This is a genomic window from Buttiauxella noackiae ATCC 51607 (assembly GCF_001654865.1).
Taxonomy (GTDB): domain Bacteria; phylum Pseudomonadota; class Gammaproteobacteria; order Enterobacterales; family Enterobacteriaceae; genus Buttiauxella; species Buttiauxella noackiae.
In genome coordinates, this window is the sequence record NZ_LXEO01000011.1 from 75,166 (window position 1) to 94,552 (window position 19,387).

Genomic DNA, 19,387 nt, shown 5'->3' on the forward strand with positions numbered 1-19,387 from the left:
TGGATGTTCATCGTGTCACGATGCCCTCCACCTCATGCGAAACACGGCTGGCCATATGATCCTCGTACTCGATACACAATATCGTTCGGATTTTTATTTCCAGCCTGTTTACTTGCCGCAGGGTGAAGTTTTAGGTGTTGAATTATTAGTTAATTTTGTTGGAGTCGATGCGCCGGTGCGTATTCCAACAGAATTAGTTGCGCCGGTTATTAAATCAGAACAGCAAGTAATATTGTTTCATGAGCAAATAGAATTACTCGAAAACTATCAAGAATTCTTTAAGGCTCAGAACATGGTTGTCTGGGTGAATATAAGTGCGGTAATTGTTGATGAGGTTTTAGCCAATTCAGCGCTGGCTTCGCGCCTGGCGCAGCTTCCGTTCATTGAGTTTTCTATCAATGAAAACTTCCCCGAGTTAAATCATGGCAATGAAAATACGCGTTTAGTAACAATGTGTAAGCATTATTCATTAGCGCTGGCTAATTTTGGTGCGGGAGTGGCGACGACTAAACCGATTTTTGATGGGCTATTTAAACGTGTATTTATGGATAAATTATTTATTCATAAACAAATTAAACAACGTTCTTTTGAACCCTTTATGCTAGCAATGCTTGCCCAACTGACTCCTTTTTGCGAGACACTGATTATAACGGGTATTGATGATGACGCAGCGCGCAAGAAAGTCCTCTCATTAACTACCTTTGCCATGCAGGGGAATTATTGGCCAGCTATTGCACCTGAGGCATTAACCGACTGGTTTCATTCTAATTAACCCGCTCGAGTGAATACCCCTGCCAACGTGCTGTGTTTAAAACCTCAGACAAGCACTACACTATCGGCAGGAGGTAACATGACCAATAAACCTGTATTTAACAATAGCTGGCACGATGAATTGCCCGGCTTTTACACGGCTCTGAAGCCCACGCCGCTGCATCATTCCCGGCTTTTTTATTATAACCGTCCATTGGCTGATGACCTTGGGCTTGATACCTCATTGTTTGACCAATCTCATACGGGTATCTGGAGTGGTGAAACGCTGCTTCCGGGTATGCAGCCTTTAGCTCAGGTTTATAGCGGACATCAGTTTGGTGTCTGGGCGGGGCAACTTGGCGACGGGCGCGGTATTTTGCTCGGTGAACAGCAACTGGCTGACGGACGCAAATTTGATTGGCACTTGAAAGGCGCAGGCTTAACGCCTTATTCGCGGATGGGCGATGGCCGCGGAGTGTTGCGCTCAACGGTGCGTGAATTTCTCGCCAGTGAAGCGATGCATGGCTTAGGAATTCCAACCACGCGTGCACTCAGTATCGTCACCAGCGACACTCCGGTACGCCGCGAAACCACTGAGCAAGGCGCAATGCTGATTCGTGTGGCGCAAAGCCACGCCAGGTTTGGTCACTTCGAGCATTTCTACTATCGCCGTGAACCTGAAAAGATTCAGCAACTGGCGGATTATGTGATTGCCCATCACTGGCCGCATCTGGTTGATGAAAAAGATAAATATCAGCTTTGGTTCCGCGATGTTGTCGAGCGTACCGCACAGATGATTGCCAACTGGCAAACAGTTGGGTTCGCCCATGGGGTGATGAATACCGACAATATGTCGATTCTCGGCCTGACGATGGATTACGGTCCGTACGGTTTCCTTGATGACTATCAGCCTGGTTTTATCTGCAACCATTCCGATCATCAGGGGCGTTATGCTTTTGATAATCAACCAGCCGTAGGCCTGTGGAACCTGCAACGCCTCGCGCAGACGCTATCACCGTTTATCTCGGTCGAATGGCTAAATGAATTGCTCGACCATTATCAGTTCGCGCTGATGAAAGCATTCGGGGAATTAATGCGCGGTAAACTGGGTTTGTTGACCGAACAAACGGCAGATAATGAAATTCTCACGGAACTGTTTGGCTTGATGGCAAAAGAGGGTAGCGATTACACGCGCACTTTCAGAATGCTAAGCCTGACTGAGCAAAATTCAGCAAGCTCGCCGCTACGGGATGAATTTATCGACAGAGCTGCTTTTGATAGTTGGTTTACCCGCTATCGAACTCGTCTGCAAATTGAGCAGATTAGTGACGAACAACGTCAGCAGGCAATGAAAGCTGCGAATCCTTCAATTGTTCTGCGTAACTGGTTAGCTCAGCGTGCCATTGATGCCGCCAATAAAGGGGATGTAAGTGTTCTGGCTGAACTACATGAAGCACTGCGCCAGCCATTTGCTGAACATCCGGACGATTTGACACAACGTCCGCCGGACTGGGGCAAACGGTTAGAAGTGAGTTGTTCAAGCTAAAAAACCGGTGGATGGCGCTACGACTTTCGTAGGTCGGATAAGCGCAGCGTCATCCGGCGAAGCGATCACTGCTGTAACCACACCTGAGGTACAGGGTGTTCTGGATGATTGAACACCCGTAAATCCGCCTGATACCAATGTTGTAACGTCGATTCGTTCAACACATCTCGCGGAGTGCCATTTGCCACCAGCTTCCCTTCATGCAGCAATACAATCCGGTCAGCCCAAAGTGCGGCCAGATTCAAATCATGCAGCACCACGCAAACCGACAACGTTCCCATCAGCGACAAACGTCGCAGTAAACGTAAGATATGTTGCTGATGATAAAGATCGAGCGCAGAGGTGGGTTCATCTAAAAACAGCCAGCCGTGGGGTTGCCCATCCAGCCATAGTTGTGCCAATGCACGAGCCAGCTGTACGCGCTGCTGTTCGCCGCCAGAAAGCTGGCAGAAATCGCGCCCGGCAAGCGTATCGCACCCCGTTAGTGCCATCACTTCCTGAACGACAGATTTAGTCTCTTTCTCCGGCCACGGCGCACGCCCCATAGCAATCACATCTTCAACGGCCCAGCTAAAGGCCATACCGCTGCGCTGGCGCATGACTGCACGTTTACGCGACAGGGCATCTCCAGACCATGCTGTTAGTGGGCGTCCAGCAAGAGAAATTTCACCCTCATCTGGTGGCTGAAAACCGGTCAGCACCCGTAGCAGCGTAGATTTTCCTGCACCGTTAGGGCCGATTAGCGCCACGACTTCACCGACAGCCAGCGTCAGATTAATGTCATCGAGCAATTTTCGCTCGCCTGGGCGAAACGTAACGTTTTTCGCCTGCAGCAAATCATCCATCATTTTCCCTCCCAGGGCGGAAGATCATGGCTAAAAACCATGGGCCGCCAAGCAGGCTGGTCAGCAAGCCAACGGGCATTTCAGCGGGTGCAACCAGCGTGCGGGCGAGGGTATCAGCAACCAACAAAAGCATCGCACCAGCCAGAACTGAACCGGGAATCAGCCAGCGATGATCGGCACCTAGCCACATCCGTACTAAGTGCGGCACGACTAAACCAACAAAACCAATCACACCGCTTACGGCAACGGCTGCGGCGACTAACAATGCACTTAAGATGAGGAGTTGCCGTTGGGTTTTTTTGACGTCTACACCAAGATAATGGGCTTCTTCATCTCCAAGCTGTAACAGGTTAAGGCGTCTGGACAGAAACGCGATAGCCAGCGAAGCCGGGAGAATAAACGAAGCAGTAGCAAGCAAGGTTGACCACTGTGCTTGCCCAAGACTCCCCATTCCCCAAAGCGACAATTGACGCAATTGGGCATCGTTACTGATCCAGGAAAGTACACCGACAGCCGCACCGCATAATGCATTTATGGCGATCCCCACCAGCAACAACCGGGATAGACTGTTGTTACCCTGGCGACTTAAGAAGAAGATCACCAGCGTAACCGCGAGACTGCCAATAAATGCCGCAAGCATTGGAACATATAATGCCAGGACTGCCGGTAGCGCTAGCGGCAAGACCACAGAAAACCCAACCGCAAGTGCAGCACCGCTACTGATCCCAAGTAAACCGGGGTCAGCAAGCGGGTTGCGAAATAGCCCCTGCATGACGCAGCCTGAAAGCGCCAGTGCGCCGCCGACAAGCGTTGCAAGCAACACTCGCGGCAAACGAATGTTAAGCCAGATATGGCGCAGCGCCTCATCCTGGGCTTGCCACAACACGGCGATGGAAAGACGCATTGCACCTAAATTGGCAGCGACCAAAGACAGAGCCAATAACGCCAGAATCATAGCGAACAGGGCTCGTTGAGGCAGGGGGCGACGTATCAAGGCAATTGCTCCGCTTTATGGCGTAATGCAAGGATCGCATCTGGTGTTTGCAGGCCGAAACCGAGCAATGCCATATCGTCCACGACTAACAACTGGCGAGTTTTCCCAGCGGGAGTTTGCGCAAGACCTGGCAGTTTCCAGACGTTATCTTCACCACCCAGCGTTTTCACACCGTCGGCTGTGACCAGTACCAATTGCGGTTGGCTGGCAATAACGCCCTCCTGCGACATTGGCTGATAACGTTTGAAACCTTGCATCGCATTTTGCAAACCCGCGGCGCGAATCGCGGCATCAGCCGCCGTCTCTTGCCCGGCAGCCATGGCAGTCATGCCACCGTGACTCATGATGAACAGCACTTTCACCGGCAATGGTTTTTCAGGAATCGACGCCAGTTTACTATGCACTTGTTTGCGCAATGCATCACCCTCGGCCGTTTTCCCCATCGCTTGAGCGACTGCGTCAATTTTCTCGTCGATAGCATCCAGCGAATTACTCGCTGGAATAGTGACTACTTTCACGTTGCTACTGGCGACTTGTTCAAGCGCGAGTGAAGGTTTGGCCTGCGCACTCGCGAGTACCAGCGTCGGGCGCATAGCCAGAATCCCTTCGGCATTAAGCTGGCGCAAGTAACCGACATCCGGAAGCTTTGTTGCAGCCTCCGGATGGAGGCTGGTGCTGTCCCGGGCGACCAGTTGGTCACCCGAACCTAATGCAAAGGCAATTTCCGTTACGTCGCCACCAATTGCCACCACTCGTTCATTGGCCGCGGCAATCACTGGCATTGCAAGCAGGGCAATTAACCAGCGTTTCATGCGGCCAGCCCTTTGCTTACCAATGCTTCCAGCTGTGAGCGCCACTGCTGTTGCTCAGGTTCGCCTTCGGTACGTTGGCCGTAAAGCTGCGCGATTTGCGTGCCGTCAGCCGCAAACAGTTCCAGGCTCGTTACAAAGCCATCACCACTTGGTTTACGTGTCACCCAGCTTTCAGCGATGGTGTCGCCCATCAAGTGCAGGGTGAATTGCGGGTTGAAGATGTTGATCCAGTTATCCATTGGCACAACTTTTTCCACCTTGCCGGTGAAAATCTGCACGGTGCCCTGGTTACCGACGAAGATCATAATTTCATTTTGATCCTGTTTAGCCTGAGCTAACAGCTGCGCCAGTGCGCTGTTATCAACCTGGCAGGCCAGATCTTCAGCAACCAGGCGGAATGCCTGCTGGCGAGTCAGCTGGTGGCGTTTGAGCAGACCAAAGAACTGATGCACATCACGCAGGCTACGCCATTCGGAATCAACCTGTTGGCCATCCACCGCAGGCGTCATCACACTTTCTTGTGGTGATTGCAGCTCAAGCTCCGGGTTATCGGCATAGATAAACTTCGCAAGCATATCGCCCCAGGCCGCGAAATCGGTATTGTCGGTGGTATACACCTTCAGCAGTGCATCGCCCTGATGGTCAAAGAACTGAATGCTCTGGCGTTCACCGCGAGCGGTTTCTTCACGGATGTGGAAAGCGAAAGCCCATTGGTTCAGAAACAAACGCAAATCCAGAGCTCGCGGGTTAAGAACCAGCCCTGCATGACCGTGAAGTTGTTGGTTCTCAAAACGCCCAACTTGTTCATGCACCGCATATTCGTTACGGCAAATGGATTTGATTTCGCCAACGCTTTCAAGGGCGGCGAGAATGTCGCGAACTTCACCTTTTAAGCGCCATGCATCATGCCCTACGCGAGCATGAGTCAGTTCGGCCTCGCTGATGTTCATCAGTTTTGCGATGTCGCGAGCATATTTTTTAGGGTGCTGTTGTTTGAGCTGCAACCAGTTTTCATAACGCTGAGTCATATTGCTTCCTTACCATTGATAACTAACGAAGATTTTGCCGTTACGGCCATCTTGTGGGAGCCCCTGTGGCGACCAGTATTCCTTATCAAAGGCGTTACCCAGTACCAGGGAAGTGGTTAGCCCGCGTAACTGCTGCTGGCCTGTATAGCTGACATAGAAATCGTTCACGCCGTAACCTGCCTGGGCGCTATAGCTACTGCTGATATGCGTTGAGCGTTCAGCAAAAGTACCCACCCAGCCCACGGAGAAACCGCTTTGAGCAACGGGTACATCCAGAATGCTGGTGACCGTGTCCGGGTTAAGGCTTGAAATCCAGTCACCTGTATCGGTGTCTTTACCACGGGTGCGGTTATAGGCCAGATCTAAACTGAACCACGCACTGGTGTATTTCGCCGTCATATCCCAACCCCAGATTTTGGCATCAGGGACGTTATAGGACATGGTGGTCGCTTTGGCGAAATCGACGGTGGTAGAAATGTAGTCTTTTGCTTTGGTGTCGAAGTAGCTGGCTTTAAATTCGAGGCCATCTTCAGCCAGCATTAGATCGTCAAAGCGTAAGCCAAAACCGTACTCCTGCGTTTCGTTAGTTTCCGGGCGCAGATTCGGGTTCGGAACCCAGTAGTTGGTGTAACGCGTGCCGATAGAGAAGTGTTTCGCGTCGTTATACATTTCGCCCATGGTCGGGGCGCGGAATGCCTGCGCATAAGAACCAAACAGCATCAGCCAGTCGGTTGGTGTAATGGATAACGCACCACGGGATGACCATTTATCTGCATTTACATCGTCATAGCCATCACTGCTACCGCTGTAATTGTCATATCGTGTACCGGCTAACAGGGAAACAGGCAGATCGCGCAGGGTGATTTCATCCTGTAACCAGCCGGAGCCAAAGTCGATGTTCGCCTGTGGGAAACCCGTGGTGTTGCCGCCTGGTTTTTGATCCTGACGATAATACTCACCGCCATACGTCAGCAGGTGGGCTGCGAAACTGTCGGTAAATGCGCGGCTGCGGTTTTCGACTTTTCCGCCTGTTGTCGTTTGTTTGCGGAATTCAGCACCATCAGTTTGGCCCTGCGCGTTGATACGCGCTTCAGACCAGTAAGCGGTAGCATCGGCATTCAGCCAGTCGCTTTGGTCTGGCCCAATGTGGTACTTCAGCTGTGCATCACGCTGAATGGTTGAACGATCAACCATCGGGTTACTCGGATCTGCATTGGTGGTTTGCGGGTTTTTAGGTTCCTGCGCGGCGTTATTGTAATAACGCACAGAACCTGCAAGAGATTGCGCCGGGTCGATATACCAGGTGCCTTTAGTCAGGAAGTTGCTGATATTTTCATCATTCGGAGCCGTTTCACCATCACTCTGGCGAATGTCGCCACGGTCGCGGCTCGACCAGGCAACCAGTCCATCGAGGTTATCCATGCGGCCAAAGGCGCTGGCACCCATTCCGACACTGTGATCGCCCGTTGCACCGCTACCAAACACGCGGAAACCACTGTTCTGACCTTCATATAGCAAATCGCTGGCGTCTGCTGTTTCATAAGAAATCACACCGCCGAGTGCGCCGCTGCCGTATAGCAGAGCTGCCGGGCCGCGCACCACTTCGATACGCTTGATTAAAGCCGGGTCAAGAAACGTGCTGTTGAGGTGCCCGGTGTCCGTGCCCTGACGGACGCCATCAACCAGCATCAACACGCCACGGCGATCGTAACCGCGCATGCTGACGTCCTGGCCATTGGTGCGGCCGGTGCCGGAAAGGGTGATCCCTGGCACGCGGCGCAACATGTCGGCGGCAGATGATGAGGTTTGGCTTTCAGGGGTAGTTGCGTCAATCACGGTGACCATCATTGGCGCTTCAAATGTACTGCGTTGGTTGCCGGTGGCTACCACGGTCATTTGATCATCTTTCGCGAAAGCGGGCAGGGCAGAAAAAACCGCAACAGTCAGTAATGACAGACGGAAGCCGACTGTGTGTAAAGCAGGCATGCGCAAATCTCCATAGGAAAATTTAAAAGCGCTGGCTGCCTGGGTATGACCTGGGTGGCTTGCGTTTCTCCTTCATATTTCAAGCCGCATCTTTGTTGGCTGCGTCACTCACCCGAATCACTTACTTATGTAAGCTCATCGGGATTCGTTACTATGCCGCCGCGATGCAACTCGAACTATTTCGAAGAAATAATTTGGGTTGGTTTTAGGTACTATTTCCCTAAATAATTCGAGTCGCAGGAAGGCGAGTAGCCAAAGCATCTACAACCTGAAGTATTTTAGGGATTATTTGGTCAGGATTAACTTCCCGGCCTGAGTCTGACGTAACTGGTATTGCTGGCCTTCGTGAACAATAACCACACGCCCGTCAGGGCCGAGCAAAAGCTTGCTGTCTATCTGACGTGGGCCAGCCGCAGATTGCGGATTCGTAGGGGTGAATGCTTTATCCATGTTTCACTCTGTTTACAAATGACAATCAATGTAACAATGATAATCATTATCAATAAACTATGTTTCATCATCAAGTGTTATTTGTAAGAAATTTGTGAATGGATCAATTTTGAGCGGAAGAGAGAAAAAGGTCGGATGTTGCTTACGCTAATCCGACCGGGGAAAGGCTGTTGTAGGGTGGATGATTGTTATCCACCGAAAATTTAGAAACGGCTCTCTGTTGCCTCTGCAAGCATATCGAGCAGCGTTTCTGTATCTTCCCAGTTCAGACAAGGGTCGGTAATAGATTGGCCGTACACCAGTGGCTGCCCTGCAATAATTTTCTGTGTGCCTTCACGAATGAAGCTTTCAGCCATAATGCCCGCAATCGCCCGCGAACCGTTGCGAATTTGATTACATACATCTTCGCAAACTTCGAGCTGGCGGCGGTGTTGCTTCTGGCAGTTACCATGGCTGAAATCAATTACCAGTTGCTCTGGCAAATCAAACTCATGCAGGCTGTCGCACGCAGCGGCGATGTCGGATGCGTGGTAGTTTGGCTGTTTTCCGCCGCGCATGATGATATGACCGTACGGGTTGCCGCTGGTTTGGTAAATGGTCATCTGGCCGTGTTTGTCCGGCGAAAGGAACATATGGCTGGCGCGGGCGGCACGAATGGCATCAACTGCAATACGCGTGTTTCCGTCGGTGCCATTTTTAAAGCCGACCGGGCATGAAAGGGCGGAGGCCATTTCACGGTGGATCTGACTTTCGGTGGTACGTGCACCAATCGCGCCCCAGCTAATCAAATCAGCAATATACTGCCCGATCACCATATCGAGAAATTCGGTCGCTGTTGGCACACCAAGCTCGTTGACTTGCAACAGCAAGCGGCGCGCCTGCTCGATACCGTGATTTACACGGTAACTACCGTTTAAATCGGGATCTGAAATTAACCCTTTCCAACCCACAACTGTGCGCGGTTTTTCAAAGTAAGTACGCATCACGATTTCAAGACGGTGCTGATGTTTCTCACGCGCAGCCTGCAATCGATGGGCGTAATCCATGGCCGCATCCAGATCGTGGATCGAGCAAGGGCCAACAATAACCAGCAGGCGATTGTCTTCGCCATTAAGAATTTTTTCGATACGACGACGTGAAGCCGTTACATTTTGTGCAACTTCCTGGGATACAGCCAGACGCTGTGCTAACTCCGCAGGTGTTACCAGACTATCGATGCGCGCTGTACGCAATTCATCTGTTTTATTCATTGGGTGTCTCAGAAATTTTGTCTTCAGCTCGGCAGGAGTACCGGGAAGTGATGGCAGTCACGATAAACCAATTTATGTTGAATTCAACCGTAGAACTGAATCGTAACCACCAGATTCTGTACACCCTACCATACAAAATTGCACCTTTGCACTAGTTTGTTAGTACATGCGACGATTTAAGCCCATGATATCGAGGATCTTAGTCGCCATCTCTTCAACGGAGTAATTGGTACTGTTGAGATAGCGAATCTGATTTTTACGAAACAGGGCTTCAACTTCAGCCACTTCAAGGCGGCATTGGCGCATCGACGCATACCGGCTATTTTCACGGCGCTCTTCACGAATTGCTGCAAGACGCTCTGGGTTGATAGTCAAACCAAAGAGCTTATGTTGCAAAGGTTTCAACACTGCTGGCAGCTGAATATTATCCATATCGTCGGCTATAAACGGGTAGTTTGCCGCCCGAATACCAAACTGCATCGCAAGGTACAAACTGGTTGGGGTTTTGCCGCAGCGTGATACGCCCAGCAAGATAACCTGTGCTTGATCGAGATTGCGCATTGAAATGCCGTCATCATGCGCGAGTGTGTAATCAATGGCAGCAATACGTGCATCATATTTGATTAAATTGCCCGGATTCAGGCCATGAGTTCGGTGAGCAATCGGCGTCGGTTCCAGCTTTAATTCCTGCTGTAAAGGGGCGACCAGCGCTTGCACGATATCCTGACAAAAACCCTCACTTTGCAAAATAATATCGCGAATTTCGGGTAAAACGATGGAGTAGAACACGAGTGGGCGCACGCCAGATTGCAGATAAATAGCATTGATTTGTTCTTTCACTGCATTGGCCCGGCTTTCGTTTTCAACAAACGGCAGCGTGATGCTGTTAATGGCAACAGGAAACTGCGACATAACCGCGTGTCCAAGGACTTCTGCGGTAATCGCGGTGCCATCGGAAATATAAAAAACTTGCCTGTCTGCTGAGTTATCCATTTTTTATTCCTGAAATGTTTCACATAGGCTGAAGCATAAATTAAAACCTTCCATCATGGATCAATCTCATTTCATTTTTAAAACTGAAACGTAGTTTTTATTTTTAATGAAATGTACGGTTCATTTTTATTGTTTCGATAAACCTTTATTAATATAGGGATTAAATTAAGAATCAACAAGTTACGTAAAAGGTAAATATATCTGAAAATTTCAAATTTTTATTTTGCTTGAACGATTCACCCGTTTCACTCAGGCCGCCAATTATGCCAATCTAAAAGGGATGTAATGTATTTCTCATTCATATATCACAAAAGGATTGTTTCGATGTCCAACTCGTCACCGCTGGTGCTTTGGTATAACCAACTCGGCATGAATGATGTAGACAGGGTCGGAGGCAAAAATGCCTCTCTGGGTGAAATGATTACTAACCTTTCAGGCATGGGTGTTTCCGTGCCGAATGGTTTTGCCACCACGGCCGAGGCATTTAACCTGTTTCTTGACCAGAGTGGTGTGAACCAGCGTATCTATGAATTGCTGGATAAAACGGATATTGACGATGTGACGGAGCTTAGCAAAGCTGGTGCGCAAATCCGCCAATGGATAATCGATACGCCATTCCAGCCTACGCTTGAAAAAGCCATTCACGACGCCTACGAACAACTTTCCGCAGACGATGCTGATGCCTCTTTTGCTGTGCGTTCTTCTGCAACAGCTGAAGATATGCCAGATGCGTCGTTTGCCGGACAACAAGAAACTTTCCTCAACGTACAAGGTTATGACGCGGTACTGATTGCCGTGAAGCATGTCTTTGCTTCTCTGTTCAACGACCGTGCTATCTCGTATCGCGTCCACCAGGGTTATGATCACCGCGGCGTGGCGCTCTCGGCAGGCGTTCAGCGCATGGTTCGTTCAGACCTTGCATCATCTGGTGTGCTCTTCTCCATCGACACTGAGTCTGGTTTTGACCAGGTGGTGTTTATCACCTCCGCTTATGGCCTGGGTGAAATGGTGGTGCAGGGAGCGGTTAACCCGGACGAATTCTACGTTCACAAGCCAACATTAGCTGCCGGTAAACCATCAATTGTGCGCCGCAATATGGGCTCGAAGAAGATTCGCATGGTTTATGCTCCAAGCCAGGAGCACGGCAAACAGGTGCGCATTGAAGATGTGCCGCAAGCTGACCGTGATAAGTTCTCTATCACGCCTGAAGAAGTGCAGGAACTGGCAAAACAGGCTGTACAGATTGAGAAGCACTATGGCCGCCCGATGGATATCGAATGGGCAAAAGATGGGCACACCGGCAAGCTCTATATCGTCCAGGCGCGTCCGGAAACCGTGCGTTCTCAGGGCCAGGTCACCGAGCGTTACCAGCTGCATGCTCAGGGTAAAATTATTGCCGAAGGGCGTGCTATCGGCCATCGCATCGGTGCTGGCCCGGTTAAAGTGATTCATGATATTAGCGAGATGAATCGCATTCAGCCAGGTGACGTTTTAGTCACTGACATGACCGACCCTGACTGGGAGCCGATCATGAAAAAGGCGGCGGCGATTGTTACCAACCGTGGCGGGCGTACTTGTCACGCAGCGATTATCGCGCGTGAACTGGGAATTCCTGCGGTTGTCGGTTGTGGTGATGCCACTGAACGGATGACGGATGACCAGAACGTGACGGTCTCCTGCGCTGAAGGGGACACCGGTTATGTTTACCAGGAACTGCTGGATTTCAGCATCAAAAGCTCCACAGTAGATACCATGCCGGACCTGCCGCTGAAAATCATGATGAACGTCGGTAACCCGGATCGTGCATTTGATTTTGCCTGCCTGCCGAACGAAGGCGTGGGGCTGGCGCGTCTGGAATTTATTATCAACCGTATGATTGGCGTGCATCCGCGTGCGTTGCTGGAGTTCGACCAACAAGAGCCTGCCTTGCAGAACGAAATCCGCGAGATGATGAAAGGCTACGACGATCCGGTTGAGTTTTACGTCGGTCGTCTGACTGAGGGGATCGCCACACTTGGCGCGGCATTCTGGCCAAAACGTGTGATTGTCCGTCTTTCTGACTTCAAATCTAACGAGTACGCCAATTTAGTTGGTGGTGAGCGTTACGAACCTGAAGAAGAGAACCCGATGCTAGGTTTCCGTGGCGCAGGTCGTTACATCGCTGACAGCTTCCGCGACTGTTTCGCCCTGGAATGCGCTGCGATGAAGCGTGTGCGTAACGAAATGGGCCTGACCAACGTCGAAGTTATGGTGCCGTTTGTCCGTACAGTGGCTCAGGCAAAAGCGGTGGTTGAAGAACTCGAGCGCCAGGGTCTGAAACGCGGTGAGAACGGGCTGAAAATCATCATGATGTGTGAGATCCCATCGAATGCCTTGCTTGCCGATGAGTTCTTACAATATTTTGATGGCTTCTCCATTGGTTCAAACGACATGACTCAACTGGCATTGGGTCTGGATCGCGATTCCGGGGTGGTTTCGGAGCTGTTTGATGAGCGTAACGACGCGGTGAAAGCACTGTTGTCGATGGCAATTAAAGCGGCGAAGAAACAGGGTAAATATGTCGGAATTTGTGGTCAGGGTCCATCCGACCATGAAGATTTTGCGGCCTGGCTGATGGAAGAGGGGATCGATAGTCTTTCTCTGAACCCGGACACCGTGGTGCAAACCTGGCTGAGTCTGGCAGAAACCAAGAAATAAAAAAAGGCTCCTCATTGTTGAGGAGCCTTAGTATGTAGTTGATTGAATTAGTTGTAGGGTGGAAAAATGTTAACGCCATCCACCCTTTTAATCGGTGCAGCCGGTTAATGATGTACTTAACTGACCTATAAAGCGCATGATCCTTTTTATCATAATGCTTTCGGCGTCATCACCCCGGTAACTTCACTTTGCGACTGGAATTTACCCACCCGCAAATCACCAATAATACTATTCATTTTGTCTTCGGTCAGTTTGTAATAACGAATCGATATCGCAGTAATTATGTAGAAAACTGCCGGTAGTACTGTAAATAGAATTAACACACCACGTACAGCTTCGGCCGATTGCTGCTCTACACCAGCCTGATAACCAAACCAGGCCAGGCCCCATCCGGTTAATGCGCCTCCAATTGCGACACCCAGTTTAATAATGAAGATATTCGCTGCAACGTTCATTCCGGTGATACGGCGTTGGGTTTTCCACTCGCCGTAGTTATTTGCATCGGTAATCATCGACCATTGCAGTGGAGCATTGATGCCTTGCAATATATTAAGCGCAATGTGCACCAGGAAAGCCGGGACCCAGTAGTTGGTTGGAAGTACAAGGAACAATAACCCGACTAATGCGCTCAGCACATTTACCCAAATAGAAGCACGGATTTTACACATCCAACTGCCAAGGGTTTTTGCAAATAAACTGCCGAATACTGCAGCGATGGTAGTCGCAAGCATAAACATAGAAATAACGCCACTACCCTGATTAAGGATATATTGTACGAAATAGACCAATAAACTCCCTCGCACCACAACACCGCATAACATCGCCAGGTTATAAACAGACAAAATACGCCACTGGTCATTTTTTAATAAAACTTTCAGATCGCGCATAATATTCAGGTTTTCTTCTTTTACTGGTGTAATACGTTCGCGGGTGGTGAAGAAACAAACCAAGAACATCACGCAGCCAATAACACCAAAAATACCCATCGCCCACTGCATACCCGCGGCTCTGTCTGTTGGGGAAATGAAATCAGCCAGCGGCAGAATTAGCGCGGTACCCATTGCACCACCGATTGGAGCAATGGCAAAACGCCATGATTGCAGAGAAAGGTTTTCCTTTGGATCAGAGGTAATTGCAGCACCCAACGAGCAATATGGAATATTTATGGCGGTATACATTAATGTCATGAATATATATGCGAGAACGGCGTAGACAATTTTACCGGTTTGGTCAAAACCTGGCGTTGAATAAACCAACACACAACTTACCGCAAATGGTACACAAATTATCAATAACCACGGACGGAATCGGCCCCAGCGACTTTTTGTTTGGTCGGCAATGGCACCCATAATAGGATCCGTAATCGCATCCAGTACCCTGACGACCAAAAATAAAGTCCCCATTACTGCCGGGGGTAAACCATAAATATTGGTATAGAAATAAGCGAGAATGGCAACTGAAGAATCAAACACGATGTGACTTGCCGCGTCACCCAGTCCAAACCCCAGTTTTTCTTTGATGGTAATTTTTTCAGTTAATACCGACATACATTCACCTTTATAAGAGTCGGAACATGCCACTAGTTATATGTGGTGAATCTGAACAGGAGTATTGTAATTTTTAATTTATGTTTTATGTTTCTTATCAATTGTGACGGGGTTATCTCTTATCCCATTCTCTTTGTAGTGAATTTTCCTTATTTCATGCATATTTTTGAACCCCATCACACTTACCGTTAAAAACCAAAAAACGTAATCTCTCAGTCTATTCTGGCAATTGTTTACTCCCTCATTCATCACCCATATTGATAATTAAAAAATTATCTTCGCGAACAGTCGCGTGGATGGCTGAACTCGAAAGGGGAATATTATGTCTGCCATTTATAAGGATGCTCACCGCCCGGTAAATGAACGTGTCGCTGATCTGCTGTCGCGCATGACCCCGGAAGAAAAATTTGCCCAAATGCATGCATGGTGGCTGGTTTTATCAAGTGATGGTAACCACCGGGAGCGCACGGATTTAAGCGATGAATTTGCAGGGGTAAAGGAACAGTCGGCACTTACCGAGCGTATTAAACTGGGGGTGGGGCAAATTACTCGACCATTGGGCACTCATATTGTTGATGCCAAAGAAGGCGTGCGTGCCGCTAACCGCTTACAGAAAACGCTGTTAGAAGAAACCCGACTGGGTATTCCGGCGCTGTTTCATGAAGAGTGTCTGGTGGGCCTGTTGTGCAAAGATGCTACGTTATTTCCTTCATCCCTGAATTATGGCTCGACCTGGGATTTGGATCTGATTGAACGTGCGGCTGCTGCTATTGGCGAAGAGGCTCGTTCAACCAACTGCCACCAGGGGCTGGCTCCGGTGCTAGATGTGTCGCGCGATGTGCGTTGGGGCCGTACGGAAGAGACTTTTGGTGAGGACCCGTGGCTGGTTGGGATGATGGCGACGCATTATGTCAAAGGTTTGCAGGGTAAAAACCGTGACCTGTTAGCCACGCTGAAACATTACGTTGGTCACTCATTTAGTGAAGGTGCGCGTAATCACGCTCCGGTTCATCTTGGTTTTTGCGAACTAAACGATATTTTCCTGCTGCCGTTTGAGATGGCGGTGAAGCTCGCTAATGCGGGTTCGGTAATGCCGGCTTATCACGATATTGATAACCAACCGGGTCACTCTGACGAATTCCTGATGACCACAGTCTTGCGTGAGCAGTGGGGCTTTGACGGACTGATTGTGGCCGATTACGGCGGCGTGAGCTTGCTGCATCAACATCATGGTGTTTCACATGATGCAGCAGAGTCTGCGGCGCTGGCATTTAATGCTGGGCTGGATGTGGAGCTACCGAAAGATGATTGTGCTCGCCATCTTTCTGAAGCAGTAGAGCGCGGACTTATCACTATGCAAAAAGTCGATGAGATTGTAACTCGCGTATTAAAAGAGAAGTTCCGACTTGGCTTATTTGAGCATCCTTACCGTGATGAAAGCGGTGTGGTGCTGCAAAGTGCAGCCACCGTAAAGATTGCTCGGGACGTGGCGACACGGTCAATCACCATGCTTGAAAACGACGGAACGTTACCGTTGAAGGGGCAGCCACGCGTTGCGGTGATTGGCCCGACGGCTGATGATCCGCTTGCACTCCTGAGCGGCTATAGTTTCCCGGTGCATCTGATTATCAGCGATATGCTTGAGCAAACCTCGCAAGTGACAACGCCGCTGGAAGCTCTACGTAATCAACTGGGCAGCGATAATGTGCATTACAGCAAAGGTTGCCACATTATTGAGAAACGCATGGCTGGCGCGCCGGTATTTCCCGGTGATAGCGGTGGCAAACAGATGCAGGCATCACCGGTGTCAGATGATATGTCACTGATTCCTGAGGCCGTGAAAACCGCTGAGCAAAGCGATGTTGTGGTGCTGTGCGTCGGGGACTTATCCGGTTTGTTCCAAAGCGGTACGGTTGGAGAAGGTTCAGACACGGATAGTCTGTTGTTGCCTGGCGTGCAGCAACAGTTACTTGATGCGTTGATTGCTACTGGCAAACCGGTAGTTGTCGTGATGACCGGTGGGCGGCCATACAACCTGGGTGGTCAGGAAGATAACGTTGCGGCGCTATTAATGGCCTGGGCGCCGGGGCAAGAGGGCGGCCATGCGATCGCCGATATTATTACCGGCCATGCAGAGCCTGGCGGGCGGCTGGTCGTTTCCATCCCCAAAAGCGCGGGGGCGATGCCCTATTACTACAATCATAAACTGAAGAGCGGCGGCACACCGTTTGCTTTCCATTTTGGTTCTCGTTACCCATTCGGTTTTGGTAAAACCTGGACTGAATTTGATTACGGTTCGCTACAGTTTGAAAGCAGAGATGTTCCTAATGACGGCGGCGTAGTTAGCGTTGGCATCACCGTGAGCAATAATGGGATGGTGGCCGGGAGTGAAGTTGTGCAGCTGTATGTTCACGATAAAGTCGCATCAATGGTGCGCCCTGTTCAGGAATTAAAAGCGTTCCAGCGGGTGCATCTTGAACCAGGCGCTCGCGCACGGCTCACTTTTAATGTCCCAACAGATATGTTGAATTTCACTTCCCGCCGCGGCGATCGCGTAGTTGAACCTGGCGAGTTTGAGATTCGTGTCGGGGCTTCCAGTGCGGATATTCGAAGCTCTGGATGTGTGATGATCACTGGTGACACTAAGGTAATTGGTGGTAACTGGCGAATGGTGAGTCATTGCAAGATTGAATATCTAAAGTAATCCCCTAAATAATTCGAGTTACAGCAAGGCGGCAAGGGAGCAAATCCCCAGGAGTTTACTTTAGTAAATGACTGGGGATTTTGAGTGCAGCCAACACCGCTGTAGTTTGAAGTATGACGGGGATAAAAAGATAAAAAAAAGCCCATCGTTGAGATGGGCAAAGACTACACACAGCAATTCGTTGTTTCACTCAGGGGATTTCCATGCTTATAAATCAATGTGTTGATTCATAGCCGTGAAGTAATAGTAGGCATCTCATCCTGGAGCGTCACTCGGATTCGTCTCAATAGTTAATAGAAAGTAAACGGTTAGAGCCACATTACGGCATGTTTGCAGAATCAAAGGTTTGAATTAATAAGTGTTGTTAATTGATTTCGTTATGTCGCCCCATGGAAGGGGCGACATAAGATTACTGCAGGGTTTTATTCGCGTTCTTCCAGGACTTCTACCACTTCATTCGGATCATCCTGTGGCGCGGGAGCCTCGTGCATCCATACCGAAATTAAACGGTAAGAGACTGCCAGTAGAACCGGTCCGATAAACAAGCCAATCATACCAAAGGCAATCAATCCTCCGATAACGCCTGAGAGAATCAGGATCATGGGCAAGTCCGCACCCATACGAATCAGTACCGGACGGATAAAGTTATCCATCGTGCCTACTACGCAGCTCCATACCAGCAGCACCGTGCCCCACGTGTTATCACCGGTCCAGTACAACCAGGCAATCGAAGGCACCAGCACCAGCAATGGGCCAATTTGCACCAGGCAACATAACATCATCACCACGGTGAGCAGCGTCGCATTTGGGATACCTGAAATGGCAAGCCCCACACCGCCTAAAACCGACTGAACCAGCGCGGTGACAACAACACCAAGTGCTACAGCACGAATCGCTTGCCCGGCAAGTAATACTGCAGCATCACCACGAGTCCCCGCGAGGCGGAATGCAAAGTGGCGAATCCCATTGCCTAGCGTTTCACCTTTCGCATACAGCAACACGCTAAATAACAACATCAGGCCACAATGCATCAGGAAACTGCCTACATGTATCGCCTGGCCGAGGAACCAGGTGGTTGTGGTGCCGATGTATGGACGTACCTTAGCCATAATGGCACTGCCACCACTCTCAACGAGTGTATTCCAGCCTGCGTAGAGTTTGTCGCCAATAAGCGGAATGGTATTAAGCCACTCAAATTTCGGTAACTCCATATTGCCTTTGGTCGCCCAATCAATAACCGGGCCGCTGTTATCCACCAGGCTATTTACCAGCAACGCAACCGGAATAACAAACAACATCAACAGCAATAGCGTCATCACAAGAACGGCAAGCGAACGTTTCCCCCACAATAATTTCTGAACTTTGAGCATCAGTGGCCAGGTGGCGAGCACGATTGTACCTGCCCAGGCAAAACCAAGAACAAATGGGCGGACTATCCACAAACAGGCGATGATCATCACCGAGATAAACAACACCGACAGCAGGATTTGTAGCAGATCCTTTGGCTGACTCACTTTAACCATAGATAAAATCCCTTAATTACTGATAACGGGCAAAACGCCACGTTAAAACCGCGAAGCGGATGTGTTAATGATGATGTATTTCCTCGATTTTGGACAGGTACAAAACAGACGGGAATGTCTGAATAAAATGTGTTAAAAAATAAATACCCGTCATTCATCAGACTACAGCGGTGTTGGCTGAATTCACTTATCCGAATCACTTACTTATGTAAGCTCATCGGAATAAGTTCTTTTGCTGCCAGGCTGTAACTCGAATGATTTA

14 protein-coding genes and 1 other RNA gene are annotated in these 19,387 nt (G+C 49.7%); 4 read left to right on the forward strand and 11 right to left on the reverse strand.

Annotated features, from left to right (window positions below):
• Positions 1–55: 55 nt before the first annotated feature.
• Positions 56–772, forward strand: a complete 717-nt coding sequence (locus M979_RS04620; RefSeq protein ID WP_064553951.1) for an EAL domain-containing protein — start codon at positions 56–58, stop codon at positions 770–772.
• A gap of 78 nt (positions 773–850) precedes the next feature.
• On the forward strand, positions 851–2,296 hold the full coding sequence (gene selO, locus M979_RS04625; RefSeq protein WP_064553917.1) for a protein adenylyltransferase SelO: 1,446 nt from the start codon (positions 851–853) through the stop codon (positions 2,294–2,296).
• A gap of 65 nt (positions 2,297–2,361) precedes the next feature.
• Here the strand turns inward: selO and M979_RS04630 are convergent, their stop codons facing one another.
• The 8 genes from M979_RS04630 to ppsR form a co-directional block, all read right to left on the reverse strand.
• The gene (locus M979_RS04630; protein WP_064553918.1) at positions 2,362–3,141 is read right to left on the reverse strand and encodes a heme ABC transporter ATP-binding protein; all 780 of its coding nucleotides are present in this window, start codon (positions 3,139–3,141) and stop codon (positions 2,362–2,364) included.
• Entirely contained in the window at positions 3,134–4,096 is a 963-nt protein-coding gene (locus M979_RS04635) for a FecCD family ABC transporter permease (protein WP_064553952.1), read from the reverse strand. The genes M979_RS04630 and M979_RS04635 overlap by 8 nt, the downstream gene beginning before the upstream one ends.
• Before the next feature lie 35 nt (positions 4,097–4,131).
• Positions 4,132–4,947 carry a heme/hemin ABC transporter substrate-binding protein gene (locus M979_RS04640; RefSeq protein ID WP_064553919.1) on the reverse strand — a complete coding sequence of 272 codons (816 nt, stop codon included), beginning with the start codon at positions 4,945–4,947 and terminating at the stop codon, positions 4,132–4,134.
• The gene (locus tag M979_RS04645) at positions 4,944–5,975 is read right to left on the reverse strand and encodes a hemin-degrading factor (protein ID WP_064553920.1); all 1,032 of its coding nucleotides are present in this window, start codon (positions 5,973–5,975) and stop codon (positions 4,944–4,946) included. Before M979_RS04645 ends, M979_RS04640 begins: the two co-directional genes overlap by 4 nt.
• Before the next feature lie 9 nt (positions 5,976–5,984).
• A complete protein-coding gene (locus tag M979_RS04650) occupies positions 5,985–7,961 on the reverse strand; it encodes a TonB-dependent hemoglobin/transferrin/lactoferrin family receptor (RefSeq protein WP_064553921.1) in 1,977 nt (658 codons plus the stop codon).
• A gap of 285 nt (positions 7,962–8,246) precedes the next feature.
• On the reverse strand, positions 8,247–8,411 hold the full coding sequence (gene hemP, locus M979_RS04655) for a hemin uptake protein HemP (protein WP_034455958.1): 165 nt from the start codon (positions 8,409–8,411) through the stop codon (positions 8,247–8,249).
• Positions 8,412–8,614: 203 nt separating this feature from the next.
• Positions 8,615–9,661 (reverse strand): 3-deoxy-7-phosphoheptulonate synthase AroH, encoded by a 1,047-nt coding sequence (gene aroH / locus M979_RS04660; protein WP_064553922.1) that lies wholly within the window; start codon positions 9,659–9,661, stop codon positions 8,615–8,617.
• Positions 9,662–9,820: 159 nt separating this feature from the next.
• A complete protein-coding gene (gene ppsR, locus M979_RS04665) occupies positions 9,821–10,654 on the reverse strand; it encodes a posphoenolpyruvate synthetase regulatory kinase/phosphorylase PpsR (protein WP_034455956.1) in 834 nt (277 codons plus the stop codon).
• A 285-nt stretch (positions 10,655–10,939) separates the two neighbouring features.
• On the opposite strand from ppsR, the gene ppsA reads away from it, so the two are divergent.
• A complete protein-coding gene (gene ppsA, locus M979_RS04670; RefSeq protein WP_064553923.1) occupies positions 10,940–13,351 on the forward strand; it encodes a phosphoenolpyruvate synthase in 2,412 nt (803 codons plus the stop codon).
• A 149-nt stretch (positions 13,352–13,500) separates the two neighbouring features.
• Here ppsA and M979_RS04675 read toward each other — a convergent pair whose 3' ends face one another.
• Entirely contained in the window at positions 13,501–14,898 is a 1,398-nt protein-coding gene (locus M979_RS04675; RefSeq protein WP_064553924.1) for a glycoside-pentoside-hexuronide (GPH):cation symporter, read from the reverse strand.
• 322 nt (positions 14,899–15,220) lie between these two features.
• On the opposite strand from M979_RS04675, the gene M979_RS04680 reads away from it, so the two are divergent.
• On the forward strand, positions 15,221–17,602 hold the full coding sequence (locus M979_RS04680) for a glycoside hydrolase family 3 N-terminal domain-containing protein (RefSeq protein ID WP_064553925.1): 2,382 nt from the start codon (positions 15,221–15,223) through the stop codon (positions 17,600–17,602).
• A 130-nt stretch (positions 17,603–17,732) separates the two neighbouring features.
• On the opposite strand, the gene rprA is transcribed toward M979_RS04680, so the two are convergent.
• Together rprA and ydiK are read right to left on the reverse strand one after the other, a co-directional pair.
• An RNA gene (gene rprA, locus M979_RS04685) (antisense sRNA RprA) lies at positions 17,733–17,839 on the reverse strand.
• A 185-nt stretch (positions 17,840–18,024) separates the two neighbouring features.
• Positions 18,025–19,125: an AI-2E family transporter YdiK gene (gene ydiK / locus M979_RS04690; protein ID WP_034455952.1), complete on the reverse strand. Its 1,101-nt coding sequence runs from the start codon at positions 19,123–19,125 to the stop codon at positions 18,025–18,027.
• Between the last annotated feature and the right edge of the window lie 262 nt (positions 19,126–19,387).

Bases quoted from the DNA above. Each gene is read 5' to 3' on its own strand.
- M979_RS04620 (WP_064553951.1), top strand. From the start codon at position 56: ATGATCCTCGTACTCGATACACAATATCGTTCGGATTTTTATTTCCAG.
- selO (WP_064553917.1), top strand. From the start codon at position 851: ATGACCAATAAACCTGTATTTAACAATAGCTGGCACGATGAATTGCCC.
- M979_RS04630 (WP_064553918.1), bottom strand. From the start codon at position 3,141: ATGGATGATTTGCTGCAGGCGAAAAACGTTACGTTTCGCCCAGGCGAG.
- M979_RS04635 (WP_064553952.1), bottom strand. From the start codon at position 4,096: ATGATTCTGGCGTTATTGGCTCTGTCTTTGGTCGCTGCCAATTTAGGT.
- M979_RS04640 (WP_064553919.1), bottom strand. From the start codon at position 4,947: ATGAAACGCTGGTTAATTGCCCTGCTTGCAATGCCAGTGATTGCCGCG.
- M979_RS04645 (WP_064553920.1), bottom strand. From the start codon at position 5,975: ATGACTCAGCGTTATGAAAACTGGTTGCAGCTCAAACAACAGCACCCT.
- M979_RS04650 (WP_064553921.1), bottom strand. From the start codon at position 7,961: ATGCCTGCTTTACACACAGTCGGCTTCCGTCTGTCATTACTGACTGTT.
- hemP (WP_034455958.1), bottom strand. From the start codon at position 8,411: ATGGATAAAGCATTCACCCCTACGAATCCGCAATCTGCGGCTGGCCCA.
- aroH (WP_064553922.1), bottom strand. From the start codon at position 9,661: ATGAATAAAACAGATGAATTGCGTACAGCGCGCATCGATAGTCTGGTA.
- ppsR (WP_034455956.1), bottom strand. From the start codon at position 10,654: ATGGATAACTCAGCAGACAGGCAAGTTTTTTATATTTCCGATGGCACC.
- ppsA (WP_064553923.1), top strand. From the start codon at position 10,940: ATGTATTTCTCATTCATATATCACAAAAGGATTGTTTCGATGTCCAAC.
- M979_RS04675 (WP_064553924.1), bottom strand. From the start codon at position 14,898: ATGTCGGTATTAACTGAAAAAATTACCATCAAAGAAAAACTGGGGTTT.
- M979_RS04680 (WP_064553925.1), top strand. From the start codon at position 15,221: ATGTCTGCCATTTATAAGGATGCTCACCGCCCGGTAAATGAACGTGTC.
- ydiK (WP_034455952.1), bottom strand. From the start codon at position 19,125: ATGGTTAAAGTGAGTCAGCCAAAGGATCTGCTACAAATCCTGCTGTCG.